Here is a 25,013-nt window from a genome sequence, read left to right on the forward strand (position 1 = left end):
ATGGCCTACACCAGCACGAATCCTTACCTCAACGCACGGTGCGAGTACGTCCTCGCGAAGCTCGCCCTCATCGGCAACCCTGACGGCGAGGACGAGACCTGGTCCCCGCTGGTCGACGCCCAGGCCCTGGGCTCGCAAGACGCAGCACGCGCGCACGAAACCGGGGAGGACATCCCCGTGCCCGCGTTTTTCGCGGACGTCCCCGAACTGAAACGCGAATGGCTCGACGGCTGGAACCGCTACGACGAGCTGGTGGACATGCAGAACTGCTCGGGCTGCAACAACGAGCGGGGGGACCCGTGCCCGTGCCACGGGTGAGCAACACCAGCAGCAAAACGAAGCGGCCCGGGTGGGCCGCTTGTCGATTCAGGGCAAGAAGGCGAGATTAGACCTCGAAGGCATGCACCGGGATCATCCTCGTGGGCTCACCGTTAGCGTCATGCTCCTGCACGTGGACGCACCCGTTTTTGTCCGCGAATCGGATCAGGAGCATGGAGAACTGCAGGGAGTTGGAGACGACGGATAGACGATCTTCCCCCAATCCTGCACGAACAAGTTCGTCCAGGATCGCGGCGTCGACCTCCATCAGAACAGTTTTGCGGGCTCTGCGGCACATGGTGGCATCCCTCCCGCTCAGTGGCGCGGGTCGTACTTGCCCATCACGATCGGCCGGCCATCGACCTCGTGATCGGCAAGGGCCTGGGCCATGCCTTGCTGGGCCTCAGCCACCGCAGCTTTGGCCTGGGCGTTCGTGGCCTTGGCCGCCTCGACGTCCGCGTTGACACGGGCGGTCTTTGCGTCGAACGCAGCACGCGCGGCACGGGCCTCGAGTGCTTGGCGCTTGTCGCTCAGGCGTTTCAGGAACACGCCGAACGCGGTGACCAGCACGAACAGTCCGGCGATGACCGCCAGAACGATTCCGACGTATGCGAGCATGGGCTTATCTCCTCCAGTGGGTGGCCCCCCGTGGGGCCGTCTCCCTGTACCTAGCGGGTCCTGGCGACAAGTCAACACGGCGGCGTGACCAGCGAAAAGCGGCCCGGGTGGGCCGCTGGACGATCGCTCGATCGGCGATCAGAACGGGACGTTGACGCGGGCCTGGATCCCCATGAAACCGCGCGCCTCGTTCTGCGCCGGGTTCGACCGGGCCTGCGCCAGGGCGGCCAGCATCGCCGCCTCGCGGCGCTCACGCTCCCGGCGTTGCTTCACGACGTTCAGCACGGTGAACAGGACGAACAGCGCCACGGCCACGAAGGGCAGCACCAGGTTCAGAAGGTGGTCGAGCGAGGACAAAACGTTGAGCATGGTCTCCTCCCATTGCGTGAGCCCGGGACGGTGCGACGGATGGGCGGGTCCGATGACGTCGGTGGGGAGCCACCGAGCACCTACCTCAAGACCTAGCAGCATTTACGGGCTTGGCAAGACCCTCACGGGCAAAAGCCGGCACCAGGCGCCAACATCAAAACCCGCCGGAGGCAAGGGCAGGGAACCCCGCTGCGCGCCGTGGGCCTGGGCCATCGTTCGCGTTCCGCACCCTGGGCGTCAGCACCGCCTTTCCCGCCTGAATCCTCCGGTTCTCCTCCCGCGTACCCGCCCGACCTCAACCCGTGCCTTGGCACGGCTCCATGCTATAGCCTCGCCGTACCCGATGAAGAAATACCATCGGGGAACCAGGCAGGCGGGCCCGAGTTTATGACAGGTGCGTTTTACACACCCCGATCGAACCGCTAGGTTGAATGGATAGGGCACGCGAACCGCCAAGCCCAGCCCTCTGGAGACCCACCATGCCGACCAACCCGCAAGAGCTTCAAGCCATCCTGTCCAGTGCCAAACTGGCCTGGGCCCGTTCGATCGCCGTCCCCGCTGACGAGCGCGACCACGGGTACGACGACGGGGGTGTGTTCACCCTGAACGCCACGCGCCTGAGCATCGAGACCACCCTCACGATCGGCGGGAAGACCTACGGCGTCACCTACCAGACGGACGACCAGGGCCGCGTGTCGCGGGCACCGGCGGACGAGAGCGGCCTGGCCTGGGTTCTGTTCCAGCTCACGCTCATGTTTGGCGAGCGCTTCCGGTTCGAGGGCGACGGTCACCAGGAGGACCAGCTCGAGTACCACTACCTCCGCGGCTCCGGCCGCACCAGCCCCGTGGGCCAGTTCGCGGCGCAGATCCTCGCGCGCCTGGACGGCGTTGCGGAACGCGCGGCCCAGGCCTTCGCTCAACCCGTGCTCGAAGCGGCCTGACCCGATGACCACCGCGGCCGACCTCCTCGCCAACGACGACCTGCAGCAGGGCTTCGCAGGAATCCTCGCGGAGCACGACGCGCACCGGGCGGACCAGATCCACGCCGAGCGCGAGGCCCTGGCCGCCCTGGTGCAGGAGGAGCAGGCGCGGCGACCGAGGGTACGGCTCTGACCACGGCCCGGGCCCTGATCGCTTCGGCGTGACCGTGCCATGGCACAGCTAAAAAACACCCGGCGGGGCTTGACCAGCGTGCAAGACCCGCTAGGTTAGGGACAGAGCAGGACCACTTCAACGCCATATACAGGGGGAGACCCATCGTGCAGATCTACATTCCAAAAGCGGTCGTCAGTGTTACGGAAGGCATCCTCATTGGCCTCGGGCTCGTGTTCGTAGCTGTGCTCCTGGTCGGGACCATCGAGCACGCCGTCAACGGCGACCACAGCAACCACACCGTCCGTGAAGCGCTGATCGGGCACGACAGCGACGGTCACAAGACGTTGAACGGGGTTGCCCTTGGGGTGCCTCTGGACGACGCCATGCCGGCCTGCCAGGGAGACCCGCAGAGCGCGACGTCCCTCTGCCACACGCCGCTGACGCGTACCTACGATGGGTCCAAGGAGCTGAATGCGGACGTGTACGGCTTCGGGGCGCGCAAGGACGATGACGGTCATCCGACGGTGACGAGCATGACGGTCACCACGAACATCGACTCCACGGTCATCAAGGAGGTGACCGCTTACACCACCCGAGCCTCGGCCTATGCCACGTTCCTTCAGACCAGCCAGGTACTCGGCGCCCCGACCCGGGTGAGGGATGACTACACCAGTTGGGACGTTGCCCAGGACCAGACCGTTCTTTTGGACACCACGTCCATCAGCCTCTACCGGGACTGACGCTCCAAACGCTTGACGTTCGATTCCAACCGCCCAACCACAGGAGACCTCCACCATCATGCGCAAGCGCATCCTCACCACCATCCTGGCCCTGGCCGGCCTGACCCTCGGCACGGCGCACGCGGCTCCCTCGGACCCGTCCCTGCGCCTGCTGGACCGTGACGCCCACGGCCACCTGACGCTCAACGGCGTCCCCATGGGCGTGCGCATCACGTCGTTCCACGAGTGCAAGGGCGATCCGTCGACCGCCACCGCGCCGTGCGTGCTGACGGCCCCCGAGATCGACGGGTACGGCACCGCAGAGGTCCACGGGCTCCCGCCGGTCAAGGACGGGGCCGGCCGCCTGGTGTTCGGCGCAACCGACGTCACCACGCACAACGGGACGATCGACGGGGTGATCCTCTCGTTTGCCGAGGCGCGGTACGCCAAGGTGTTCAGCGACAGCACGAGCGAGACCGTGGGCCTGCCGGATTTCACGGACCACAACGGCGTCCAGGAGTGGCACGACGTGCTCAAAGACAGTTACATCGTCGTGGTCCCGCCGGACCAGAACGGGGAAGGGGCGGAGTACGGCATCGTCTACGACCCGAAGCCGTAAAGCGGAGGCCACAGGCCAGAGCCGAACCGGGAGGAGGAGCCCATGGTGTTCGATCCGATGCAGTTGTTTCTTGGGGGCGCGTGCGTGCTGACGCTCGTCGCGTTCCTGTGCCCCGTCTGCCTGACCGTGCTCGCCTCGGCGGTGCTCTCGTACATGGTCGGGGCTGGCGTGGGTCTGAGCCTGGCGGTCGGACCGGGCATCGTGGTCCGCGCGCTGGTGAGCGACCATACCCTGGGCTGGCCCAACAACGCCGGCCCCATCTGGTGCGTCGGCATCCCCCTGGGCCTAGCGGTGTTCGCCACGCTGATGGCCCTGCTGTTCTGGGACCCGGGCGAGGGCAAGGCCTCCCGTGCGCACGCGTAACGGCGGACCCGCGCGGCACCCCCTGGCCCATGCGCTGCTGGCCCTGCTGCTCGTCGCAGCGGGGCCGGTTCACGCGAAGGAGGCCCGGGCCACCATGACCGTGTCCGTCACCGTGCTCAGCGCGTGCAGCGTGTCGACGGACCAGCGGGACCCCACCTGCAGCGCGAGCGCACCACCCACCGTCGAGCACCGCACGCAGGGCCAGGGGCCCGGGCAGGTGCAGCTCACCGTCGTGACCTTCTGAAGGTCCGTGCCCTGGCACGGGTCGACCGATCGACTAAAGGGCCGGCCGAACGCTTGACGAGCCCGTGAATCCCGCTACGTTCAACCATGAGGTGGCGCGGAGGAGCGCCACCACCACCCACCACGGAGTCCTTCCATGTCCCTTCTCGTCCTGTCCCACTTCATCCAGTTCGCGGCCCTGCTCCCCGTCGAAGCGCTCAACGTCCTTTACGCGGCATGGCTCGCGGTCACGGTTGGTCTGTTCGACGGCGCGGTGGCGGGCCAGGCGGTTTTCCACGACCACGTGCTCACGGCCTTCGCGTACCTCCCCAAGCACCCTGATGGCGTGGGCTACATGGTCGCCTTGACGGCGTACGTCGCCACCCCGAACTGATTCAGTTTCGGCGGACGCTAACGAGAGGGGGCCTTTTGAAGCGAGGCACCCAACGAGGTTCCCACGATGACCACCACCCTGAACCCCCACGAGCTTGACCGTCGGCGCGCACTTGCCGAACACATTCACCCACGATTCCGCCTCGCCAACCAACTCCACAAAGCGGCCCGAACCGGCGACATCGAACGGGTCCGCGCGCTTTTGGTCAGCGGGGTCCCGGTCGATGCAAAGAACGCCGTCGGGCTTCCCCCAATCTGGTCGGCCGTCCTGGCCTGGTCGGAGGGGCATAGCGACAACGACGGGACCGTGCGCGTCCTTGCGGAAGCAGGGGCCGCACTGAACGTCCAGTCCTCGATGGGTGTCGACAAGTTCGGCTATGGGGATCTGTTGGCGTTGGCGCTGTTCGAGGAGGGCCCGCATACGCTGGCCATTTACCGAACGCTTCTTGACGTGGGCTTCCCGATGGACGGACGGGATCCCATCGGCCAAACGCCGTTGGACCACGTGCTGCTCCGGCACCAGGCGTACGGGCACACCGCAGATGTGACCAGGTCGGTCACGCGGCTGCTGCTGGACCGCGGTGCGGGGAAGAACCAGGATCAGGAGCAATGGGCCAACCAACTCGCCTGGGCGGTCTGGAGCGAGGACGTCGAGGTGGTGCGTTGGCTGCTCGACGCTGGCGCGGATCCGCGACATCCGGACAAGTCCGGGCGTAAGGTCGTCGATGATGATCGGCTTTGGGGACCCGTGTACGCGCCGGCGCTGGAGCTTGTGTGGGAACGGCTGCATGCACTCAACGTCCGCGACAGGGCCTTACTGTGCGCGGTCGCGGACGCCGAACTCGCAGGACGGGAGGTGCCGACCTCCGCACGCCGAAGGCTGTAAAGCAAAGCGGGGGCTGAGGCCACGTCAAAGGCACCGGGCTCGCATCCGCTTCATTGGGCTGGCCCGTCCCGGTCCGTGCCCTGGCACGGCTCCCGGATTGACTCACCGTTCCACCACCACGACTTGACGGCGGGCCAGCACCCGCTAAATCAGAACGATCGAAATCAGAACGATCGACCGCAGCCCAGGAGGGGAGCCACCCATGAGCGTCAACGCACAACAGCTTCGCACGTCCGCCGATTTCCGGAACGAACCGCCCGGCAGCGAGAAGCGCATCCACATGATCCGTTTCGCTCGGGCCGAACGAACGGAGGAAAAGGACTACCACGAAGGCGATGTCCACGTTGCGTCGCCCCACCTGAACCCGCCATGCCCGTCGTGCGGCGCCGCCATGGCTTACGAGCAAGAGCAGGAGTACGTGTGGACCTGCGCCGCGTGCGAGGCGGCCCACGGTGAAGCGTTCCTGGCTGGGGCTGACGTTCTCCCGTTCTGCGGCACCGTAACGCTGTCCTTCGCGGAGCGCGACCGGCTGTACACGGCCATGAAGCAGCGGCTCTCTCGCGACGTGACCCTGGCCGAGGCCAACGCGATGTGGGACGACTGGAACGCGCGCCTGCAGGCCTTCGTTCCTCCGGCACCGCCGTCCCGGAGCAAAAGGTTCGCGGTCCACCTCCCGCCCGAGGCCCGGGCCCAGGTGGACCGCATGGTGGAGGCGGTCGACACCACGTACCGCAAGGGCGATGACCTCGCGGACTTTTTGGCGAAGGCCTCGCCGTTGGTCCAGCAGGGGCATGAGGCGATGTTCGACGCGCTGATCCGGGCCGCCGTGGCTCGGGATGGCATTAGTTCCGGCGCGTACGTGACGTTCGGCATCGACGGGACCACCCGGGACGCCACGCCCCTCTGGTGGAAGATCTTCGGGCAGGTGGCCGGCGGCGATCCGCGCCAGACGTTCAACCACGTCAAACGAGACGAGACCGTGCGCTTCTACGAACTGGCGAAACCGCTGGACGTGGCCCATGCCTGGCGCGTGCTCGACATCCTCGCTCACCACCTCCCCAGGTGCGTCACGGTCAACTCGATCCTGGCGCTTCCCAACGGCAAGCGCGGGTGGAAGCAGCAGGGCAAGGCCGCTCACCGCGCCGTCGCGTTGGCCTGGGCGGAGCACCGGTTCACCCAGCAACTCCACGCCGTCCAGGCGTACCGTGCGCGGCACCCGCGGCGACCGGGGCGCACGCAGGAGGCGTTCAACCGGTTGTTCGACGGGACCTGGCGTTCCCAGCCGCACATCGAACGGTTGATCGAGGCCGGCGCGAATCCGGCCCACACCAACCTCAGCACCAGTTTCCTGGGCTCCGGTCCGCTGCTGACCACCATCACCGACGAGCCGTACCTCAGCGACACGAACACCGCGAAGCTGGTGGCGTACCTCCTCGCGCACGGGGCGGACGTCAACGAAATGGCCTCCAGCGGTATGACGGTGTTGATGAATGCTTCACGCGCGGGCTACCTGGCCACGGTCAACGTGTTGCTCGCTGCGGGCGCCGACCTGCACCTCCAGAGCGACGACGGATTGGGCGGCGGATGGAACGCAGGGCACTACGCGGTCATGCACGGTCATTTCAAACTGTTCGAGCGGCTTGTGGCGGCCGGGCTCGACCCCATGACGGTCATCGGCGACTTCGCCGGGGTCGAAGGGGGTACGTACGCACCGACCGTCGAGGCGTACTGCCGAGAGTACGAAGCCAGGATCCTCCGGGCAGTGGCCGACGAGGCTCCGGCCGCCCCTGCACGCGCGGCGCGGCGTCGGCTCTGACCGCTCGACCCATCCACCGGATCCGAGGCACCTCCGTGCCCTGGCACACCTCCAAGGCCCCACCCGGGGCCTTTCCTCATTCCACGTCCAGCGTCGCCAGGCTCCGAAGCGCACGGGCTCCGAAGCGCACGGGCGACCGCGCCCGTGCCGTGGTGCTGATGCTGCGGGAACCGTCGTGGCCGTGCCGTCCTGGGCCCGTCGTTCACCCCGTTGCGTGTTCCCCGGTCCGCCTCTTCTTCGACGCGTAGCTCAGCCCGTACACCGCGCAAGGGTTCGCTTCGCCAGGTCCTCACCCGGTCCCTCCCTCCGGTCGGGCGTGCGGCCTCCGGTCCTGCCCCTGCACGTTGACCTGGGCCTCGCTGACCACGCGTCGAGGCGGCTCCAGCGAACACGGCAACAACGACGAGGAAGGGCAAAACCATGGGCACGACCACCACCCGCAGCACCACCACCCCGAACAGCCAGACCGCGGCGTTCCCCCGCACCCCCGAGGCTCACCAGCGAACAGCAGGGGAAGGCGACACCCGGGAGGTGGTGCTCAACGGCGCGCGAATCCTCATGAGTTTCACCGCCGGCCAGTGGTGGAACGTCCGCGTGAGCAACGCCTGACCGAACCCGAACCGCAGCGCCCTGGGGCCAGGGCCTGCACCAACCGAACCAACAGGAGATTCACGATGGCTTACTTTCTTCGCATGGGCGCCGATTACCTCGAGGACGCCGTGAAGCACGGCACCAAGGCCGACGCCATCGCAGCGTTCCGCGAAACGTCCGACGAACTGGACCGCTACGGCCAGTCGATCACCGCCTCCATCCACATCGCCGACACCATGGAGGAGGTGGTTGAGTACCCCGACTTCGTGCTCGAGCGTGGCCCCCGCGGCGGCGTGAAGGTCGAGCGCGCGTAACCGCTGGACGCCTGGCACAAGGGCCCGCCGATCGGCGGGCTTTTTGCTGTACGGCGCAGAGGACGTCCAGTGCGCCGGCGCGTGGTGGTGCTGGGGCCCGGTGAAACCCCGCCGGGGCCGGAGGCCCGGCACTCCAAAGGCGGGATCACCGCACCCCGAACGGCGCCAGGGGCAGGGGCGGGGCTCAGGGCAGGTGGCGGAGGAGGACCACGTCCACGTCAGCGTGTCATCGCGCCCACCTCACCGCTGCGGAGCAGAAACGGCCCGGAGGGACCGGGGTTGGTGCGGGCGCGGATGCAGCCGGGTGTCGGTGTTAAGGGGTGCATGGGCACGGCCTAACCGTTGCTATAGAGACCTAGCTTGCCATAGAAAAATACCATTGGAAAAACAACAGAATACCTTGTTTCGTCATGCCCAAAACCTTTGACTAGAGGTCGTTGGTACGAGAAGCTAACTATGTAGGCAGCGCGATCGACGCAACGCCAAATCCCCACCCCCAAGGAGTTCATCATGACCATCACGTCCCTGACCATTGACCAGATCGAAGGCGAGTTCCCCAACACGGAAGCTGCCAATCCCTACGACCGGGAAACCCTGCTGTGGAACAACAAGTTCTACGCGCTCGTCGGCGAGCTGTTCCCCAACACCGACCCGCGCGTCATCCACGCTGTTACGCAGAACACGCTCGAGAGCAACGAAGGCGACCTCAAGACCTCGCAAGTCCGCCGCGTCATCCACGCCATGGAAAACGGGTTCGTCAACGAACCGTTTTTCGTGTCGACCTTCAACGCGGAATACCCGGTGACCGAGGACGACCTGGGCGACCGTGCCGAATGGGAAAACACCGCGCTGGTGGTCAAGCGCGACGGCGGAGAGGTTCGTTGGGGCTTCGAGGGCTCCGAGCTGTAAGCCACCCCATCCACCGTTCACCTGGGCCCGCGGCAACGCGGGTTCGTGCGTACCACCGGGGCTCGAGCCCACCACGACCAAACCAGGACCCGCCATGCGCACCACCAACGTCCCACGTCCTTTCCCCGTCCTTCCGCCGGCCGAGGCCGTGCACGACACGCAACGCGTCGCCGAGCAAACGCGGGCCGCGCTCACGGAGCTGGAAGCGGCGATCGACCGGGCGCAGGGGCACCGGGCCCGAATCGTCGCGGCGGTGCGCACGTTCGACGCGCCCACGGTTCTCCGGCTGCTCGAAGCGGGCACGGGCACCACGCAGCGCTTCGACCTCGGGTACCGCCTGCCGGAGCACGTGTTCGCGCTGATGCCCGACACACCCAGCGACCGCGAGGTGGTCGACGTCTGGCGCAGCATCACCCCGCGGGCCATGGTCCAGCGGCCCGAGCTGGACGGCCTGCTGGTCGAGCTGGTGCAGGCCCTGGGCGCGCTGCACCCGGCGACCGGGTACTTTCACGAGCAGCACGTGCTGTTCACCGCGCACCTGCTCGTAAGCGTGGGGTGCCGGGACCGCGTCCTGAACGGGGTGCCGTTGCGCGACCTGCTCCACGAGGCCTGGCTCTACAAACACGACAGGAAACCGGACGCCCTGGTGGTGCAGGCGGTGCTGAACGCATGGCTCAAGCCACCGCGCAAGCCGTACACGAAGCGTCAACCCCGCACCGGCGCCAACACCAACCCGGGGGCCTAACGGCCCGGTCCGATCAAAGGCAAAGGCAACCCCACCCGGCACCGCGCAGCGGGGCACGGCCGGGCTCTTGTCCGGGCAGCGGGGCGTTGCTGTCCGGGCGCCCGTGGCGCACACCTTGGACAACGGGCAGAGCTAAACGCCTTGCGGGGCAAGGGGCAGCTCCCCGCGGGTCCGGGCTGTCCAGGTGTCCGGGTCAAAACCACCTGGTGCAGCGGGAGCCGCAGGTCCGACGGCGGGGCCATGGCTCGACCAGCACACACGGGCCCCGTACCTCCCTTTCTGTTGGACACCTGGACAACCATGAACGGGAGCCAGACGGGGAGGGCGTCTGAGGCCTGTCCAGGCTCCGGCGTCATCACCTGGCCCGGGCCTGGACAGTGATCCGGTGATCCTGGACCGAGTCCGGTCTGCACCGTGAGTATGGTTTTTAGCCGTGCCACGGCACATGTTAATAAACGCTATAGGCGGGATCGACGGCATAGAAAAATACCATTGGAAAAACAACAGAATACCTTGTTTCGTCATGCCCCAAACCTTTGACTAGAGGTCGTTGGTACGAGAGGATAACTATGTAGGCAGCGCGATCGACGCAATGCCAAAACCACCCCAAGGAGTTCATCATGACCGTCACCACCCTGACCCAAGACGTGCAAGACGCAATCCTCGCCAGCGTCGAGCTGAACGACATCGAGACGTTCGACGACGAACACGATCCGGAGGTCTACAGCACCAACGTCTACGTCGACGTGACCATCGACGGCACGACCTACACCGTCGTGCATGAGCGCGGCACGGACGGTGAGGTGGAACGCGCACCGGACGACGGTTGCGGTATCGTCGCCGTCTACGTTGCCGTCATGAAGCTGACCGGCGAGTACAACGACGAGTTCAACGACGAAGGTGCGGACGACGTGCTGGACATGTTCGAGCGCAACCCGGAAGACTACCGTCTGTCGACCGAAGCGTTCAACTTGGGCCTCGCGATCGACCAGAAGATCGCTCAGGTGGCGGAGGCCGAGCAGGCCGATTACGACACGAAGCGCGCGGCTGAGCTGGTGATCACCCCCGAGTTCGGCGTGGACGCCAACGGCAACGTGGTGGGCCTGGACAGCGAACGGGCTGTTCTGGTGTTCGAGCACAGCACCGAAAAGTTCGCCAACCTGCTCCGTTTCGACGTGTCAGCGAAGAACAACGATGGTGTCTGGTGCGATGCCGGCCAGGCCGACATGTTCCACTTCCACCTCGAACCGGCCGAGGTCTACCGGCGCTACGCAGAGCGGCAGGCGATCCGCCAGGAAGAACGCGCGGAACGGGAGGCTTACGAGAGCGGCGAGATCTACGCCTGACCACCAGGCTCCACCGTTCGACCAGGGCCCACCCTCACCGGTGGGCTTTGCGGTACAAGCCCCTGGGCTTCCATCGAACCGGAGCCGTCCCATGACCACCGCACCGTCCACCCCGTTGACCGTCAAAGAAGCGGCCCAGGCCCTGGCCGTCAGCGACGGACGTGTGATGCAGTTTCTCCGCGCCGGCGTGCTGACCTTGGCCGCCAACCCAGATCCGGACCCGTCCAGCGGCCCCCAGCGCTCGAAGCACCACGTTGACCCGTCCTCGGTCGAAGCGTTGCGGCAGGCCCGTGCCAAGGCACAGGTTGACAAGGCCGCGCGGGAGGCACGGCGGCAGAGCTTTCTCGCGGCACGGCAGCGCCTGCAGACGATTCGTGACGCCCAGGCCCAGGGCCTGCTGACCCCGGCGGACGCGGCACGTGAGCTGGGCATGTCCCGCCAGTTGCTCCATTTCCACGTCCATCGGGGCAACCTGGTCACGGTGACCGTCGCCGGCCGCCGCCTGGTGCAACGGTCCGACCTCGACGCGTTCAAGCAGCGCCGCGACGGGCACTGATCGGGACCACCACCTCTGGGGGCCAGGGCCAGTCCGACCAGGGCTGGTTTTTGGGTACCACAACCAACCCCATGAGGTACCCCATGTTTTCCGGTGAACTTGATTACCGAGGCCTTTCCGAAGCGCTGGGCCTTCCAGAGGTCGAGGTCAACCACCGCCTGTACGGCGGCCGTGAGCCCTTGCTGGGTGGCTCTGGTGGAACGATGGGCGGGACGGCGTCGCTGCCTAAGCCGACCCAGACGAAGCACCGGCACCCGTTCCTGGCCCGGTATCACCCGGCGCCCGCGGGCGATGACGAGCTGCTCACGCAGGCCCAGGTGGCGCACGAGCTGGGGTTCACGCCCGCGTCGGTCTGCAACCTGGTCAAGAAAGGCCGCCTGACGACGGTGAAACGTGGCGGGCGGCGGTTCATCCTCCGCGCGACGCTCGAGGCGTTCCGTGCGATCCGCTTCCCGGCGAACCCGCAGGAGGTCATGACCGTTAAGCAGGCGATGCGGGTGCTGGGCCTCACCACCGAGCATTCCGTCTACCGGTTGCTTCGTGAGAACGGCATCAAGCCCACCAAGTTCGGCCTGCAGATTTACCTGACCCGGGCCGAGCTTGACACCGTCCAGCGGGCACGCAAGGGCAAGGGCCAGGGGCACTCGACGGAACCCGAGGCCAGCATCGCTCCGGCCCTGGCCGACACCAGCACGCCGACGATCGCTCCCACGGCACCTGCGCCCATCGTGGCGCCCACGGTCCAGACACGAACTCCGGCACAGGCCCCCACGGTCGAGGCCCAGGCTCCGGCGGTGGACCTCGCGCCCGTGGCGCACCCAGAGCGCCCCGTGTACGCCGGGCCGAACCGACCGAGGAAGAACGGCGAGAGCTACATTCAGGCGACGCGCACAGTGCCCGACCCGGTCTCGCCGACCGGATTCGCGGTGCGGCGCGGCACGCCGGTGTGCCGCGACGACCTGTCCGACCTGCACGTGCTCGTCTTCAAGAAGAGCCGGGGCGCCCTGGCCGACCGACTGCGTTACGCACCCCTCGAGACGATCGACGGGCGGGCCCCGAACGGCGAGACCCCGTTGCACCACGCGGCCCGCCGGGGCCACCTGCATGGCGCGGCGCTGCTCCTCGCGCACGGGGCGGACGTGCACGCGGTCGACGAGTTCGGCCTCACCCCGCTGCACCACGCGGCCGAGCAGGGCCACCGGGACGTGGTCCTGCAGCTCATCGCGTTCGGGGCACGGCCGGACCGCAAAAGCTACGACGGGCAGACCGCGTCCGACCTCGCGAAGGACGCCGGGACCCGGGACGTGCTCAAGGCCGCGCGAGCGCTGGGTTGAACCGGGGGCAGGGGCCAGGGGCTGACCGTGGAGGAGCGGGCGGCCCCTGGTGCGGTGAAAAAAACGGAACCGGCGAAACGGCAACGTCAAAAGCACTGGGCACAAGGCCCACTCCGCCCCGTCACCGCGCAGCGGACGAAGCGGGGCCCAGGCCCGAGGGGCAGGGTGCAGCGGTGCGTGGTGAGGGTGGCCGGAGGACCGGGGTTGCGACGGGGCGTGAGCCCCGTTTTTTATGTGCCCTGGCACGGGCCAACACCAGCCGGCAGCGAGGGTCGACCGTTCGTCCGATAGCACAAAGTTTCTGCGTTCTTACCGCATAAATCCCGCTTACCGGCGTTGCTTGAGGTAATGGTTTTTGTAGAATGGAAGTGTAGGCAGCGCAATCGACGCACCGCCAAACCCCACCCCAAGGAGTTCATCATGACCAAGACCCGCACCCTCTATCGCTTCCACGGACTCAACGACGTTGTGTACGGTCAAGGCGTTACCCGCGTTGAGGCGATCAACGACGCTGAAGCCACCTTGGGCGAACCGATGCCCACGCTCGACGCCGTGTACGCAAACGGCTACCTCCTGGCTGTCGATCAAGAGCTGCAACCGCACGGCGAATGGGTGGATGTCCAGTCCGGAGCCGCCTGACCAAACCTCAAAATGTTGAACCAGGGGCCCCGGCAACGGGGCTTTTGGGGTACCGGGCCTAGCGCCCAACACCCCCACCCCTGGAGTTCAACATGCGTGTCGTCGACGAGAGTTACAAATCCCGCAGCGCTTACTACCTTCCCCGCCATGGCACCTGGACGGTGGGCGGTGAGAACCAGTACGCGGAATCGAACTACATCTACCACCCCCTCCTCAACGCCGTCTTGAACTCCGTTATGGTGGTGAGCATCAAGGCCAACGTGGTCACCTTCAACGTGCCGATTCGCGATCGCACGTTCAGCGTTCCCGTGCATTGCTCGCCCGCTGGTAACACCCGCATCGAGGCCGAATGGGACGCCCCGTTCTTCCGCCGTCTCCGTCGCGTCCTGCTGACCTGCGTGGATCTGAAGGTGGGCTGGGCCATCGAAATCCTGGAAGGTTTTCTGCACGACGCGGCACGCGAGGCAATGGCAGCTCGCCTGCAACGAGCGGCCTGACCCCGGCCGTCACCATCCACCACAGGGGCCCCGGCAACGGGGCTTTTGGTGTACCGGGTCCGGGCCATCACGTCGCACCCGGGACCCGCGACCACCAACCCGGAGGGCCTTGCGGCCCAGGGCACTTCAACGGCGGAACAGCGCCACCCCGGACACCGTCCGCGGAACGAAGCGGGGCCCCGATCACCTGATGGTGTGGCGCTCCGCGTGTGCCATGGCACGGTCCAACCCACACCAGCAGCGAGGGTCGACCGTTCGTCGGATAGCACGAAGTTTCTGCGTTCTTACCGTTGCTGGACCGTTGCTAAAGTCGTGTGGTTTTGTAGACTGGATTTATAGGCAGAGCGCAACGACGCAACGCCATCACCCCACCCCCGGAGTTCCGCCATGACCATCACGACCAACCCCCTCGAAAAACTCGAAAGCGCTATCCGCAGCAGCGTCTACTGCGTTGCCATCGCCCACGACCACAGCTACAGCGAAACGATGCGCATGGAGTTCGACGCCACGGCGTTCGTCACCGTCACGGTCGACGGTGTGGACCACCTGGTCATGGTCAAGCGGCAAGCCGGCAACGGTTGCCCGGCGATCGAGGAGGACGAGAAGAGCGGCTACGCCGCGCTGAACGCCGCACTCGACAAGGTTCTGGGCACCGGCCCCCGCCACGACATCGACTGGCGAATCAACGACAAAGCCGGGGAAGCGTTCAAGGACGACGTGGAGGCCCGCAAGGAGCGCGCCGAGCGCCTGGTGAACGTGGTCCGCGCGGTCGAAGCCACCGGCGACAAGGCAGCACGCGACATGGTGGCCGACACCCTGGCCCGGGCCCTGCTCGAAACTCACACGCAGGTGGTGAACCACCTCAACAAGGTCCGCGCCATCGCCCACTTGGTGGCGATCAAGCGGGTCCCGCAGGAGATGCTCGACGGCCTGCTCACCGACATGACCAAGGCTTACAAGCGGATCAAGTCCAGAACGGGCGTCGGCCTGGAAGCGCTCCGCAAGGCGGCAGAGGTCCCCGTGGTCGAGGTCGCCGGCACGCTGGACACCCTTTACACCGACGTGGTTCTCCCGTAAGGACCGACCCTCAACGTTCAGCCCAGGGCCCGCGGCAACGCGGGTTCTGGCGTACGAGGGCTCGCACGGTGCGGCCCAGTGCCAGGAGGGGCAACCACCATGTTCGACCGACCAGACCGCACGCGCAAAGGCGCAATGCGCAACATTTATTCTTCCGCCATCCGCGCTGATCATTTCGGCGAAGCGGCGACGTCCAGCGGTGACACGCATTTCACCTTCCTCGCGTTCGGTGGCATCTACCAGGACCTCCGCGCTTACGGCCGTACCGGGGCATCGATCCTGAAAAGCGTTTCGTTCAAGCTGTTGTCGACCATCGACGAGAGCGGCGACGCGGTGGAGCAGCCCATCGCGGTGGTTGTCGCTTCCGCCGGCGGGCATAACTTCGACGTCTGGTTCCAGCGGAACGAGCAGGGTGACGTGGCCCCGTACCAGCCCAGCGGCTCGATGACGGAAGCCCTGGACTGTCGCTTCACCCTCGGCGACGCGCTGTCCGAGCTGGCGCTGACCATGGTTCAGGAGCACAAGGACTTCATGGACACGAACACCGAGGAGGACGACAGCGACCGGCTGGAGCCGATCGCGCAGATCGCCAGTTTCAAGAAGGACCTGATCGAGCGGATGATCGCGACCGCCACCGACGGGATTGTCGCGTTCGAGCTGAACGCGGCGCTGCCCCGGCCCCTGCCGGACGTCTGGACGCTGGTGGAAGCGGCGGCTTACATGTCGGTATCGGTGGAGTTCGTCCGTCAGGCGATGGACCAGGGCGCACTGGCCTGCCTCATGGTCCGGGAGCCGACCGGCGAACGCATGTGGTTCTCGAAACAGGGGATCGACGACTTCTGGACGACCGAGGTGGGGATCACCCACCGGCCCACCCGCATCCGGTACGCGTGAAACGTCGCCAACACGTTCAGCCCAGGGCCCGCGGCAACGCGGGTTTTGGCGTAACGAGGCCCATGCCTTACCCTTTACGCTTCACGCAGGAGACAGACCGACCATGACCGCACGCGCGACCCCCACCACCGTCAACGGTAAGCCCTGCCTCGGGCTGGCCGACGCCACCGTACACCTGGGCCTCGCCGCGTCGAGCAAGGCGGCGGTCTGGCGCAAGATTCAGGTGGGCCACCTGCACGGGCTGCAGGACGCCCGGGGCGCATGGTTCGTCCCGGTGGCGGAGCTGGACCGCCACAAGGCCCGAGCCGCCGACACGGCCCGCGTCGGGGCCCGCGAGGCGGCGGCGCTGCTCGAGGTGGCGACCACCACGGTCCGCGACTGGGCCCAGCGTGGTGTGCTGGCCGGGGCCCTGGACGACGGGGGGCGGTGGTCGTTCGCGCGCAAGAGCATTGCGGCGCATGCCAAGACCTTGGCGGTGCAGCGCGAGGGGCTGACCGCGTCCCAGGCCGCGCGGTACTGTTCGCTGGGGCAGGTCAACTCCCCGCTCCGTCACCTCAACACGTTGAACGACGCGGTGAAGCGGGGCGAGCTGACGGCGTTCGTCGACGCCAACGGCCGGCGCCGGTTCCACCAGGTCGAGCTGGACCGTTTTCTCGCGGAGCGCGCGAAGCAGGACCGCCACGTTCCGGGCACCCTGAGCGCGAAGGAGGCGGCCGAGGTCTTGGGCGTTGCCGACCGCAGCACCATCGCGTGGTTCGCCGAGCGGGGCCAGCTCGACCGGGTCCGCATCGGGCGGTACTGGCGTTACCCCGCCAAGTCGGTCCAGGCGCTGAAGCGCAAGCGCGACAAGGCGGCCCAGGCCAAGGGCTGAACCTGGGGGGGCGGGGACCACTAGAACCAGCGCGAACACCAAAACCCTGGGCACAGGGCCCACTCGACCCCGGACCCGCGGAGCGGACGGGAGCGGGGCATCAGGGCGATCGCCCGAACACCGCACCGCACGCGGAGGTGGCGGGCCCAGGCCAGGTGGTGGAGGAAGGCGGGGAACGGGAACGGCTTCCCGATGTGCCAAGGCACGGCTCCGCCAATCGGAGAGGCCATTGCCAGATGAGGGTCGACCGTTCGTCCGATAGCACGAAGTTTCTGCCTTCGTCGCTCGCCAAACCGTTGCTAAAGGTGTGTGGTCTTGTAGACTGGATTTATAGGCAGCGCGCAACGACGCATCGCCACAACCCGACCCCCGGAGACCCCTTATGACCTTCACCGAAGACTACCTCGCCACCTTGGATTGGCGGGAGCTTGGCGCCCTTGCGCTGAACGACGACCTCACGACTCGCACCGGGGAGGAGCTGATCAATCTTTCGACGGCCTTGGGTATGCGCGCCGAGCAGTGCAAAGCAGAGACCAAACGCCTTCGCGATCAGGCTCGAGCCATGGACGCCTGGCATGAAAAAGTCGGGGCTGCTCGCCAAAAGGTTCTCGCCAAGGAATACCCCGCCCGACCCGTAACCGTGTGATCGTCCCCATCTTGAATGTAATCCGGTGCATTTTTGCGCCGGATTTGGCGTACCAGCGCCGCGATCGGAAAACCAAACCCTGGGCACAAGGCCCACTCGACCCCGGACCCGCGAAGCGGATGGGCGCGGGGCTCCAGGGAGATAGCCCGAACACCGCACCGCACGCGGAGGTGGCGGGCCCAGGCCAGGAGGTGGAGGAAGGCGGTGACCGCGAGGTGATGGCCCGGAGGGGCGGGTGGGGCGCGAGCCCCGTTTTTCGCATGGGCCACGGCACGGCTCCACCAGGTGGATCAACCGTTCATCGGCGAGGGTCGACCGTTCGTCCGATAGCACAAAGTTTCTGCGTTCTTACCGCATAAATCCCGCTTACCGGTGTTGCTTGAGTTGAGCGTTTTCGTAAACTGGAAGTATAGGCAGCGCGATCGACGCACCGCCACCACCCCACCCACGGAGTTCTTCATGACCACCGCCACCCCGCACAGCAACCCGCAAAAGCTCTTCACGTTTCAGAAGGGCCAGGCCACGAAGGCCCTCTACCGTTTCATCGCAAAAACCGGCGACGTGTTCGAAGCGACCAGCCTGGAGGAGGTGGTCGAGCGCGCCGAGGATGGCCTGGGCGTGTCGCTGGACTACGGCATGGACGAGCACGGCCGCCTGGAACGCGTGACGTTGGTCCGCAGCCGGTCCGGCAAGTGGCTCGAACCCAAGGTGCAGCGCACCCGCGTGTGGCCGGACACCCCGGAATGGCAAGCGGTGCGCCGGACCCTGTTGGACGTGCTCGACGCGTTCCAGAGCGGTGCGCCGGTTGGCCCGTGCCCGTATGATGCGGACGGCTACCTTCCGGGCGAGCGCGAAGCGCAGGAGGGCCTGGAGCTGGCCGCCTGATCGGCACCACCACCCACGTTGATCCAGGGGCCGCGGGAACGCGGCATTCTGGGTACCATCCCTCCCGGCCCCTTGGAGTACGACATGACCAACGATGAACTGAAAGCTGTGCAAGACCGTCGGGAGCGCTATGAACAGGCTGAAAACCTGGTGCAGGCGCTGATCTACGCGGGACGCTACGGCGACGCCCTGGCCGCCATCATCGAGCGCTTTTCCGGCGATGACCAGACGGCGGTGCCCGAGCGGTTCCCGTTCTACCTGGAAACCTGGCTGAACCAAGTGGTCGGGATGGTGCGGGCGCCGGTCGGTCGTGCGGCGTTCATCCGTGAACTCATGGCGCTGAGCGACGAGGACCCCGTGGCCGCCGTCTGGCGGGTCGCGAACACCTACGGCGTCCAGCCTGACGTCTATCCGGAGCTGGTGGCGCTCCTAGGTACCGACCTGAATCGCGAGGCCTCCCTCTACGTTACCCCGGGGCTCAACGACAACGGCTCGGATTTTATGCAGGGTCCGTTGTGGCTTGTCCTGCTGCTGTGCGTGTGCCGACCGAACCAGGCCAGGTCGATCGGCGTGCTGGCTCACAAACGTACCTTCACGCAGGACGACCTCGCGTGGATCGACGAGGCCGCGAGCCTGGCGGCGAAGCATGGCGCTGACCTCGGGCTCGCCAAGACGGTCACCTGGCATCGGAGCAAACCCTTCCTGCAGGCCATGGTGTCGGACATCGAGGCGCGGCTCCTTCGCCAGGCGCTCGACGCCGCTCAGGTGGAGGAGCCCGTGCGGGCCCGTGCCCGGTCGCGGCTCTGACCACCCGCTGCACCAACGTTGCCCCAGGGCCCACCGCAAAAACGGTGGGTTTCGGGGTACCGGGGCCCCGAGCCCTGCAACGTTGGAGAAGCAGCATGTCGAGACCGAACCGAGCAGAACCGGACGCCGCCTTCAGCAGCGAGCTGATGACGAAGGCAGCAGCGGCCAGGAAGTTGGGCATGTCCCCCGCGTGCCTGAATCGCTACATCGCCAAGGGGCGCTTGGCGACCGTGACGGTGGACGGACGTAACTGGGTGCGTCGGGACGATCTCAACGCGTTCGAATCCGAATGGAAACGGAACCGGGACGTCGACAGGGCCAGGGCCCGGGCGCAGGGGGAGGACGTTCGCCGGGCCCTGGCCGAGGGGATGCTGACCCAAGCGGACGCCGCGCGACAGCTAGGCGTGGCGGCGCAAACGGTGGCGGATCACGTCAATCGCGGAAACCTTCCGGTGGTGTTGGTCGACGGGCACCGGCTTGTGCGGCGGGAGGACCTGGAGGCGTTCAAAGCGGCCAAGGCCGGCATGTTGACCATGGCGGACGCGGCCCGTGAGTTGGGGGTGAATGCAAGCATCGTGTACGACAACGCTTACAGAGGGGAACTGCTCACGGTCAAGGTCGGTGGCCGCCGTCTGGTGCGGCGCGTGGACCTCGACGAGTTCAGGTCACGTATCACGATGGTAAATGGGCCCGAGGTGCGTGCGGCGCTGGAGACGGGCCTGCTGACAGGCTCGGACGTTGCCCGTGAGCTGGGCGTGTCGCAACAATGGGTAAGCCAGCTTGTGAAAGCTCGACGCCTGGCCACGGTGAAGGTCGGTGGGCGAGCACTGGTCCGGCCCGAGGATCTCGACGCGTTCAAGCAGAAGCCGAGGCGGCCGGGACCCAATCCCAAAGAGCGCATCGAGCAGACCTGCTGAGCGCAACCGCTGCACCCAGGGCCCACCTTCACGGTGGGCTTGTCGTTGGTGCGTCGCAATGGGCACAACCGGGCCCCATGACCCCAACCCCGCCGGGGCTCCGCCCGGCACTCCAACACCGGACCCGGGCCACCCCGAACCTCGCCGAAGGCACAGGGCGGGGCACGACCGCAACCCTCTGGGCCGTGCCCTGGCACGGGCTGATCGGCTGCTATAGCGGTGGCGAGACCATTGAAAAATACAAATGGCTGGCCCCGTGAATCGCTGGGTCAAACCGTTGACGGGTCAGAGCGTTTCTCTAAACTGGATTTATAGGCAGCGCGATCGACGCACCGCCACCACCCCGAGGACCCCACCATGAGCACCATCCCCGCCTGGAACATGTTCCGCTTCTACCCCAGCAACGACGATCGCTACACCGAGGCTCCCAGCAAGCTCGAAGCCATCGTCCGGGGCCTGGGCCTCTCGGTCGATGAGCTGGACGCGGCGATGCTGACGTCCGACAGCTTCGCGGAGGGTTACGTCATCCGTGCGGTGCTCGACACCCGTCCGGAGTACAGCGCGGCGATGGCCTGACCACCACCAGCACCACCGTAGGCCCAGGGCCCACCGCAAAACGGTGGGTTCGTCCGTACCGGAGCGTCCCGCTCCGCTGGACGGACCACGAACATGGGCAAACCGCACTACTCGAACGACAAAGACCTGGCCCGACATGTGGCAGGGCTGGTTAAGCAGGGGTGGACCTACACGAAGGGCAAGACACACGGAAAACTCGTGGCGCCCAACGGACGACGGATGGCGGTCCCGGTGAGCCCATCGGACCGGCGGGGATTCGAGAACCACGTGCACCAGGTGGAAAGACTGCAGGCTTTACCAGTGGGGCCGATACGGAAACGCAAGGGGAAGTGCCATTGAGACCGGGTGGTGAGGCGGCAGGGTAAGCGGGTGCCCTGGCACGAGCCCCGCTTGTTCGGTCAATCGAAAATGCTGTCCCAGATGGCGCTCACGGCGGTGACGGCGAGTCCGACACCGGCGGCCACCGCCACCACCGGGATGCTCACCGGGGCGGACACGATCCCCACGGCAGCGGCACCTGCACCACCGACCACGCCGGTCAGGCCCGCCGCGGTCAAACCGTTGGCGATCGCGGTCGTTGCGGCCGGGGCCGACGAGGTGAGGGCGGCGCTCACCGTGGGGGCCAGCGAGGCGGCGGTACGGGCGGCGGACGCGGCGTTCATCGCGCTGGTCACCGTCGACGCCGTGCGCCCGGCGCTCAACATCTGGGTGGCGACCCGGACGGTCGGGCCCATGGCCTCTTCCATCGCCCAGGTCTGGTACCAGCGGTACATCATCGCAGTAGCGGCGATGTTCCCGGTTGTGCGGACCGCGTCGTTGACCTGCTCGCTCGTGTGCTTGTCTTCGATGCACCACATCACGAAGTGCTCGCAGTTGTTGAACACCAGGTTGTACTCGGTCTCCCCGATGCGTTGCCGGGCACGTCGAACGCTTTCCAGTCGCCCGTGCAAACGGTCCGGGTGGTCGACGAAACGGACCTTGCGGCCCTTGGCAAAGGTCGACAGCGGCACCTCCTCGATCACCCCCGTGTCGAAGACCCCGTCTTTTCCCGAATAATGGATGACCGTGTCCCGCCCAGAGGCGAGGCCGTGATGCTCGTAGCCCAGGCGCTGCACCCACAGGTGGTCCCCGGCGCGAATCTGGCGTTCGTCGTCGCTCATGCTGGTCTTCTCGCTTGTTCGTGGTCGTGTTGTCGGTCCCTGCTCTACGGCAGCGCACCGCTGAACTTTACAGCACGACGGCGCGCGGGGCGGTGGGCACCACCAGGCGTGGCCGACCGGACCGGGCGGTGAGGGGAAAGGCGGGGAGAGGCGGGCACCCGGGGAAAACGCGGCGACCATCGACAACCCCTACACCCCTGGGCCCGTGGCCCCAGGTCAAGGGCGGTGCTGACGCCGATCGGCGCGGGCCAGCTCCGTTTCGCACCCTGGGCCGGAGGCGGGGTTCCCCGCCCACCCTCCGGGTGGGTTTCCTCGCTGCGTGGACGTACTCCAGCTCGCCAGCGGCACCAACTCGCCAGCGGCACCAGCACCACGAGGACCACCAGCACCATCTCCCTCCATCGGACCAGGTCGTCGGTCCACCGGGGCCACCACCGGTCGCGCACGACCGCAGGCCCATGGGCGGATCCGGCCTCACCCCACCAGGCGCGGGTGTCTCCACCCTCGGGTCGTGTACGTCGCCAGCCCCAGGTCGTGCACGTCTCCTCCGGGCCCTGGCCGACCGCTTGACGAACCTGCACGACCCGCTACGGTGGCCTGAGCGGGTCCACGTCGAGGCTCGCGCTGACCAGAGGAGACGGACGATGAGCAAGCGTACGGCGTTGCAGTTGAAAGAACCCAACCATGACGACCCGAAGGTGGCCCGCCTGACCAACGTGATCGCGCGCAAGAACCGCGTGCACGGGGTCAACGCTTCCGGGGAACGGGTGGCGTACGAGTGGGACGGTGTGACCGGGGAATGGCGGCGGGATTGGGATTTCGGTTCGATCGGGCCCGCTCGCCACACGTTCGGCGACGAACTCCCCCTGGGGCCTGACTTTCGGTTCGACCGATTCAAGGAGGCGTGACCGCTGAACGCGCGAGCGCCACCCCGCGGGTTTCAGCACCGCTGACCCCGACCGGTTGACCCGTGCCAATGCACGGACCAGCCAGGCGCAGCGCCCACCCCACGGTGGGCGTTTTCACGCCTGGGCCACGCCGCGGGTGTACAGTTTTGCGCTGGTCGGCCGTCAACACACTGGACGACCACTGCTCCGACACTGGGGCGATTCAAAACGCATAACCGGCACGACCGCAACCGCAGACCGAAAGGCCAGAACCACGGGGACCCCGCATGAGCACCACCGCTTCAACCACCGCTTCAACCACCGCTTTCACGGCGGTGGACGTCGAGCTGTACCAGGCCATCGCCAACGGCGATCTCAACGCTTTCACCAGCGCCATGGGAGCTGGTGCGAATCCCAACGCCGCCTATTCCGGCTGGACCCCGCTCACTTTGGCGATGCACCACCTGGAAGGCCGGTGCGTCCCGTTCGTGCATGCGTTGGTGCAGGCCCAGGCCGACGTCAACCAACCCGAGCGCGCCTCCGGTTCCGACCGTACCCCGTTGCTGTTCGCGCTGAACGGAGGGAGCTTCGAGGTCACCAAGCTGCTGCTGGACCATGGGGCCAACCCGTCCACGCCCGACCGTGCGGGCAACACGCCGTTGAAGCTGGTGGAGTCAAAAGGCGATCCGCTGCTGGCAGCACTGCTCGGCAGCGCCCTCGTCGAACGGAAGGACGGCAACACGTCGACCCCGGCCGAGCTGGACCTGGCGCTCGAACTGCTCACCGGGTCGTTGACGAGCATCGCCAGCGGTGTGGGCGCACAGAGCCAGACCGAACACCATGAGGTGGACCAGCACCAGGCCGGCGACGGAGAAACCGGGCTCGAGCTGAGCGACGACCTCGAGGCACGGTTCTCCCGCCTGCTCGACGCGTGCGCAAACGGTGACCTCGTGCAGGTCCAGGCCCTGGTGGTGAACCACGAGGACGACCTGCTCAAGCTGCAACTGGACGACGGGCGGGACGCGCTGCACTTCGCCGCGGCCGGCGGCCACGGTCCGGTCGTGCAGCACCTGGTCGACCACGGGGCGGACCTCGAAGCCGAGGCGCACCACCGTCCGGAAGGTCCCCATACCCCGCTGGACCTGGCCCGGGTGCTCGACCACCCCGACGCGGTGGCGGTGCTGGAGCGCGCGTGCGAAGAGCAGGGCGTGCAGTACGGCGAGCACCGCAGCATGGTCGCCACAGAAGGACCGGACGGGACGTTGCACGTCCGGGTGCTGAACAAGTACACCCGGCAGGCGATCGACGGCACGGTGGCGGAGCGCCTGGCAGAGCAGGCGGTCGCGCGCCACGCTCAGCAGAAAGCGCAGGCTCAGGCCCAGGCAGCGGCGCAGACCGTGTCCACCCAGGCGGCCGAACCGGCATCGGCACCGGCCGCGCCGGTTAGCGAGGCCGACGTGGCACCCGCGCCGGCACCCGCACCGATGGTCAACGACCTGGTGACCACCAGCTCCAACGTTGCACCGCTCGCCACCGAACAGTCCCGAGACGCGGGCGAATGGGCACCGGCCACGTTCATCGGGCGGTGGGCTCAGCGTCGTATGGAAAAGCAGGCCGCTCGACAGGCTGAGCGCGCTGCCAAGGCCTTGGCTGACGGTCAAGCGGGGACCAACACGAAGGGCTGACCGCACCGGCCGCACGACCACCGCGACACCCCGGGCCTCGCCTGCCCGGGCTGCAAGCGGGCATGTTTCGCTGCTGCTCGCCGGGCTGGCGCCCGGCACCCCCTGGCTGCTGGGTATGGTCGATCAGGTCCCATGGAAACCCGCGGGGGCCGGTGGCCCCCGCACTCCAACACCAACCCCGCACCCGCGCCAACACCTCTGGGCACAAGGCCCACTCACCCCCGACACCGCATGCAGATGGAACAGCGGGGCTCGTTCA

General features: G+C 66.9%; 32 protein-coding genes. 29 read left to right on the plus strand and 3 right to left on the minus strand.

Annotated features, from left to right (window positions below):
- Positions 1-318 (plus strand): hypothetical protein, encoded by a 318-nt coding sequence (locus HWX07_RS18545; protein ID WP_175877263.1) that lies wholly within the window; start codon positions 1-3, stop codon positions 316-318.
- 315 nt (positions 319-633) lie between these two features.
- Here the strand turns inward: HWX07_RS18545 and HWX07_RS18550 are convergent, their stop codons facing one another.
- Both HWX07_RS18550 and HWX07_RS18555 read right to left on the minus strand, forming a co-directional pair.
- On the minus strand, positions 634-936 hold the full coding sequence (locus tag HWX07_RS18550) for a hypothetical protein (protein WP_175877264.1): 303 nt from the start codon (positions 934-936) through the stop codon (positions 634-636).
- A 138-nt stretch (positions 937-1,074) separates the two neighbouring features.
- A complete protein-coding gene (locus HWX07_RS18555) occupies positions 1,075-1,305 on the minus strand; it encodes a hypothetical protein (RefSeq protein ID WP_175877265.1) in 231 nt (76 codons plus the stop codon).
- A gap of 479 nt (positions 1,306-1,784) precedes the next feature.
- Here HWX07_RS18555 and HWX07_RS18560 point away from each other — a divergent pair, with 479 nt between their 5' ends.
- The 26 genes from HWX07_RS18560 (at position 1,785) to HWX07_RS18685 (ending at position 21,022) form a co-directional block, all read left to right on the plus strand.
- Positions 1,785-2,246 (plus strand): hypothetical protein, encoded by a 462-nt coding sequence (locus HWX07_RS18560; protein WP_175877266.1) that lies wholly within the window; start codon positions 1,785-1,787, stop codon positions 2,244-2,246.
- A gap of 4 nt (positions 2,247-2,250) precedes the next feature.
- Positions 2,251-2,418, plus strand: coding sequence for a hypothetical protein (locus tag HWX07_RS18565; RefSeq protein ID WP_175877267.1), 168 nt, complete (start codon positions 2,251-2,253; stop codon positions 2,416-2,418).
- 146 nt (positions 2,419-2,564) lie between these two features.
- Positions 2,565-3,140 carry a hypothetical protein gene (locus HWX07_RS18570; RefSeq protein ID WP_175877268.1) on the plus strand — a complete coding sequence of 192 codons (576 nt, stop codon included), beginning with the start codon at positions 2,565-2,567 and terminating at the stop codon, positions 3,138-3,140.
- A 58-nt stretch (positions 3,141-3,198) separates the two neighbouring features.
- The gene (locus tag HWX07_RS18575) at positions 3,199-3,738 is read left to right on the plus strand and encodes a hypothetical protein (RefSeq protein ID WP_175877269.1); all 540 of its coding nucleotides are present in this window, start codon (positions 3,199-3,201) and stop codon (positions 3,736-3,738) included.
- 42 nt (positions 3,739-3,780) lie between these two features.
- A complete protein-coding gene (locus HWX07_RS18580) occupies positions 3,781-4,101 on the plus strand; it encodes a hypothetical protein (RefSeq protein WP_175877270.1) in 321 nt (106 codons plus the stop codon).
- 94 nt (positions 4,102-4,195) lie between these two features.
- Positions 4,196-4,345 (plus strand): hypothetical protein, encoded by a 150-nt coding sequence (locus tag HWX07_RS18585; protein WP_175877271.1) that lies wholly within the window; start codon positions 4,196-4,198, stop codon positions 4,343-4,345.
- A gap of 135 nt (positions 4,346-4,480) precedes the next feature.
- Entirely contained in the window at positions 4,481-4,717 is a 237-nt protein-coding gene (locus HWX07_RS18590) for a hypothetical protein (protein ID WP_105839687.1), read from the plus strand.
- 66 nt (positions 4,718-4,783) lie between these two features.
- Complete coding sequence (locus tag HWX07_RS18595; RefSeq protein ID WP_105839686.1) at positions 4,784-5,602, plus strand: ankyrin repeat domain-containing protein; 819 nt, start codon at positions 4,784-4,786, stop codon at positions 5,600-5,602.
- A gap of 202 nt (positions 5,603-5,804) precedes the next feature.
- Positions 5,805-7,418, plus strand: coding sequence for an ankyrin repeat domain-containing protein (locus tag HWX07_RS36980; protein ID WP_105839685.1), 1,614 nt, complete (start codon positions 5,805-5,807; stop codon positions 7,416-7,418).
- A 420-nt stretch (positions 7,419-7,838) separates the two neighbouring features.
- Positions 7,839-8,027: a hypothetical protein gene (locus HWX07_RS18605; RefSeq protein ID WP_175877272.1), complete on the plus strand. Its 189-nt coding sequence runs from the start codon at positions 7,839-7,841 to the stop codon at positions 8,025-8,027.
- 65 nt (positions 8,028-8,092) lie between these two features.
- Entirely contained in the window at positions 8,093-8,323 is a 231-nt protein-coding gene (locus HWX07_RS18610) for a hypothetical protein (RefSeq protein WP_175877273.1), read from the plus strand.
- 510 nt (positions 8,324-8,833) lie between these two features.
- Complete coding sequence (locus tag HWX07_RS18615) at positions 8,834-9,232, plus strand: hypothetical protein (RefSeq protein WP_175877274.1); 399 nt, start codon at positions 8,834-8,836, stop codon at positions 9,230-9,232.
- A gap of 94 nt (positions 9,233-9,326) precedes the next feature.
- The gene (locus HWX07_RS18620; protein WP_175877275.1) at positions 9,327-9,977 is read left to right on the plus strand and encodes a hypothetical protein; all 651 of its coding nucleotides are present in this window, start codon (positions 9,327-9,329) and stop codon (positions 9,975-9,977) included.
- 620 nt (positions 9,978-10,597) lie between these two features.
- Positions 10,598-11,323: a hypothetical protein gene (locus HWX07_RS18625; RefSeq protein WP_175877276.1), complete on the plus strand. Its 726-nt coding sequence runs from the start codon at positions 10,598-10,600 to the stop codon at positions 11,321-11,323.
- 91 nt (positions 11,324-11,414) lie between these two features.
- Positions 11,415-11,879: a helix-turn-helix domain-containing protein gene (locus HWX07_RS18630; RefSeq protein ID WP_175877277.1), complete on the plus strand. Its 465-nt coding sequence runs from the start codon at positions 11,415-11,417 to the stop codon at positions 11,877-11,879.
- Positions 11,880-11,962: 83 nt separating this feature from the next.
- Entirely contained in the window at positions 11,963-13,213 is a 1,251-nt protein-coding gene (locus tag HWX07_RS18635; protein WP_175877278.1) for an ankyrin repeat domain-containing protein, read from the plus strand.
- A gap of 420 nt (positions 13,214-13,633) precedes the next feature.
- Positions 13,634-13,852, plus strand: coding sequence for a hypothetical protein (locus HWX07_RS18640; protein ID WP_175877279.1), 219 nt, complete (start codon positions 13,634-13,636; stop codon positions 13,850-13,852).
- Between the two features lie 92 nt (positions 13,853-13,944).
- Positions 13,945-14,349 (plus strand): hypothetical protein, encoded by a 405-nt coding sequence (locus HWX07_RS18645; protein ID WP_175877280.1) that lies wholly within the window; start codon positions 13,945-13,947, stop codon positions 14,347-14,349.
- A gap of 387 nt (positions 14,350-14,736) precedes the next feature.
- Complete coding sequence (locus HWX07_RS18650) at positions 14,737-15,426, plus strand: hypothetical protein (RefSeq protein WP_175877281.1); 690 nt, start codon at positions 14,737-14,739, stop codon at positions 15,424-15,426.
- Between the two features lie 99 nt (positions 15,427-15,525).
- On the plus strand, positions 15,526-16,320 hold the full coding sequence (locus HWX07_RS18655) for a hypothetical protein (protein WP_175877282.1): 795 nt from the start codon (positions 15,526-15,528) through the stop codon (positions 16,318-16,320).
- Positions 16,321-16,423: 103 nt separating this feature from the next.
- Positions 16,424-17,191 (plus strand): helix-turn-helix domain-containing protein, encoded by a 768-nt coding sequence (locus HWX07_RS18660; RefSeq protein WP_175877283.1) that lies wholly within the window; start codon positions 16,424-16,426, stop codon positions 17,189-17,191.
- A 382-nt stretch (positions 17,192-17,573) separates the two neighbouring features.
- Positions 17,574-17,837, plus strand: coding sequence for a hypothetical protein (locus HWX07_RS18665; RefSeq protein WP_175877284.1), 264 nt, complete (start codon positions 17,574-17,576; stop codon positions 17,835-17,837).
- A gap of 459 nt (positions 17,838-18,296) precedes the next feature.
- On the plus strand, positions 18,297-18,722 hold the full coding sequence (locus HWX07_RS18670) for a hypothetical protein (protein ID WP_175877285.1): 426 nt from the start codon (positions 18,297-18,299) through the stop codon (positions 18,720-18,722).
- An 84-nt stretch (positions 18,723-18,806) separates the two neighbouring features.
- On the plus strand, positions 18,807-19,529 hold the full coding sequence (locus HWX07_RS18675) for a hypothetical protein (protein ID WP_175877286.1): 723 nt from the start codon (positions 18,807-18,809) through the stop codon (positions 19,527-19,529).
- Positions 19,530-19,624: 95 nt separating this feature from the next.
- Positions 19,625-20,446, plus strand: coding sequence for a helix-turn-helix domain-containing protein (locus tag HWX07_RS18680; protein ID WP_175877287.1), 822 nt, complete (start codon positions 19,625-19,627; stop codon positions 20,444-20,446).
- A 357-nt stretch (positions 20,447-20,803) separates the two neighbouring features.
- Positions 20,804-21,022 carry a hypothetical protein gene (locus HWX07_RS18685; RefSeq protein WP_175877288.1) on the plus strand — a complete coding sequence of 73 codons (219 nt, stop codon included), beginning with the start codon at positions 20,804-20,806 and terminating at the stop codon, positions 21,020-21,022.
- 398 nt (positions 21,023-21,420) lie between these two features.
- On the opposite strand, the gene HWX07_RS18690 is transcribed toward HWX07_RS18685, so the two are convergent.
- Positions 21,421-22,182 carry a lecithin retinol acyltransferase family protein gene (locus HWX07_RS18690; protein ID WP_175877289.1) on the minus strand — a complete coding sequence of 254 codons (762 nt, stop codon included), beginning with the start codon at positions 22,180-22,182 and terminating at the stop codon, positions 21,421-21,423.
- 644 nt (positions 22,183-22,826) lie between these two features.
- Between HWX07_RS18690 and HWX07_RS18695 the strand changes: the two genes are divergently transcribed.
- Together HWX07_RS18695 and HWX07_RS18700 are read left to right on the plus strand one after the other, a co-directional pair.
- Positions 22,827-23,090, plus strand: coding sequence for a hypothetical protein (locus HWX07_RS18695; RefSeq protein ID WP_156814726.1), 264 nt, complete (start codon positions 22,827-22,829; stop codon positions 23,088-23,090).
- Between the two features lie 266 nt (positions 23,091-23,356).
- Positions 23,357-24,754 carry an ankyrin repeat domain-containing protein gene (locus HWX07_RS18700; protein ID WP_175877290.1) on the plus strand — a complete coding sequence of 466 codons (1,398 nt, stop codon included), beginning with the start codon at positions 23,357-23,359 and terminating at the stop codon, positions 24,752-24,754.
- Positions 24,755-25,013: the final 259 nt, after the last annotated feature.

Origin of the sequence: Burkholderia sp. BCC0097, from assembly GCF_902832985.1 — a bacterium.
GTDB classification, from domain to species: domain Bacteria; phylum Pseudomonadota; class Gammaproteobacteria; order Burkholderiales; family Burkholderiaceae; genus Burkholderia; species Burkholderia orbicola.

Coding starts and splice junctions, on each gene's coding strand:
- HWX07_RS18545 (WP_175877263.1), top strand. CDS start 1: ATGGCCTACACCAGCACGAATCCTTACCTCAACGCACGGTGCGAGTAC.
- HWX07_RS18550 (WP_175877264.1), bottom strand. CDS start 936: ATGCTCGCATACGTCGGAATCGTTCTGGCGGTCATCGCCGGACTGTTC.
- HWX07_RS18555 (WP_175877265.1), bottom strand. CDS start 1,305: ATGCTCAACGTTTTGTCCTCGCTCGACCACCTTCTGAACCTGGTGCTG.
- HWX07_RS18560 (WP_175877266.1), top strand. CDS start 1,785: ATGCCGACCAACCCGCAAGAGCTTCAAGCCATCCTGTCCAGTGCCAAA.
- HWX07_RS18565 (WP_175877267.1), top strand. CDS start 2,251: ATGACCACCGCGGCCGACCTCCTCGCCAACGACGACCTGCAGCAGGGC.
- HWX07_RS18575 (WP_175877269.1), top strand. CDS start 3,199: ATGCGCAAGCGCATCCTCACCACCATCCTGGCCCTGGCCGGCCTGACC.
- HWX07_RS18580 (WP_175877270.1), top strand. CDS start 3,781: ATGGTGTTCGATCCGATGCAGTTGTTTCTTGGGGGCGCGTGCGTGCTG.
- HWX07_RS18585 (WP_175877271.1), top strand. CDS start 4,196: ATGACCGTGTCCGTCACCGTGCTCAGCGCGTGCAGCGTGTCGACGGAC.
- HWX07_RS18590 (WP_105839687.1), top strand. CDS start 4,481: ATGTCCCTTCTCGTCCTGTCCCACTTCATCCAGTTCGCGGCCCTGCTC.
- HWX07_RS18595 (WP_105839686.1), top strand. CDS start 4,784: ATGACCACCACCCTGAACCCCCACGAGCTTGACCGTCGGCGCGCACTT.
- HWX07_RS36980 (WP_105839685.1), top strand. CDS start 5,805: ATGAGCGTCAACGCACAACAGCTTCGCACGTCCGCCGATTTCCGGAAC.
- HWX07_RS18605 (WP_175877272.1), top strand. CDS start 7,839: ATGGGCACGACCACCACCCGCAGCACCACCACCCCGAACAGCCAGACC.
- HWX07_RS18610 (WP_175877273.1), top strand. CDS start 8,093: ATGGCTTACTTTCTTCGCATGGGCGCCGATTACCTCGAGGACGCCGTG.
- HWX07_RS18615 (WP_175877274.1), top strand. CDS start 8,834: ATGACCATCACGTCCCTGACCATTGACCAGATCGAAGGCGAGTTCCCC.
- HWX07_RS18620 (WP_175877275.1), top strand. CDS start 9,327: ATGCGCACCACCAACGTCCCACGTCCTTTCCCCGTCCTTCCGCCGGCC.
- HWX07_RS18625 (WP_175877276.1), top strand. CDS start 10,598: ATGACCGTCACCACCCTGACCCAAGACGTGCAAGACGCAATCCTCGCC.
- HWX07_RS18630 (WP_175877277.1), top strand. CDS start 11,415: ATGACCACCGCACCGTCCACCCCGTTGACCGTCAAAGAAGCGGCCCAG.
- HWX07_RS18635 (WP_175877278.1), top strand. CDS start 11,963: ATGTTTTCCGGTGAACTTGATTACCGAGGCCTTTCCGAAGCGCTGGGC.
- HWX07_RS18640 (WP_175877279.1), top strand. CDS start 13,634: ATGACCAAGACCCGCACCCTCTATCGCTTCCACGGACTCAACGACGTT.
- HWX07_RS18645 (WP_175877280.1), top strand. CDS start 13,945: ATGCGTGTCGTCGACGAGAGTTACAAATCCCGCAGCGCTTACTACCTT.
- HWX07_RS18650 (WP_175877281.1), top strand. CDS start 14,737: ATGACCATCACGACCAACCCCCTCGAAAAACTCGAAAGCGCTATCCGC.
- HWX07_RS18655 (WP_175877282.1), top strand. CDS start 15,526: ATGTTCGACCGACCAGACCGCACGCGCAAAGGCGCAATGCGCAACATT.
- HWX07_RS18660 (WP_175877283.1), top strand. CDS start 16,424: ATGACCGCACGCGCGACCCCCACCACCGTCAACGGTAAGCCCTGCCTC.
- HWX07_RS18665 (WP_175877284.1), top strand. CDS start 17,574: ATGACCTTCACCGAAGACTACCTCGCCACCTTGGATTGGCGGGAGCTT.
- HWX07_RS18670 (WP_175877285.1), top strand. CDS start 18,297: ATGACCACCGCCACCCCGCACAGCAACCCGCAAAAGCTCTTCACGTTT.
- HWX07_RS18675 (WP_175877286.1), top strand. CDS start 18,807: ATGACCAACGATGAACTGAAAGCTGTGCAAGACCGTCGGGAGCGCTAT.
- HWX07_RS18680 (WP_175877287.1), top strand. CDS start 19,625: ATGTCGAGACCGAACCGAGCAGAACCGGACGCCGCCTTCAGCAGCGAG.
- HWX07_RS18685 (WP_175877288.1), top strand. CDS start 20,804: ATGAGCACCATCCCCGCCTGGAACATGTTCCGCTTCTACCCCAGCAAC.
- HWX07_RS18690 (WP_175877289.1), bottom strand. CDS start 22,182: ATGAGCGACGACGAACGCCAGATTCGCGCCGGGGACCACCTGTGGGTG.
- HWX07_RS18695 (WP_156814726.1), top strand. CDS start 22,827: ATGAGCAAGCGTACGGCGTTGCAGTTGAAAGAACCCAACCATGACGAC.
- HWX07_RS18700 (WP_175877290.1), top strand. CDS start 23,357: ATGAGCACCACCGCTTCAACCACCGCTTCAACCACCGCTTTCACGGCG.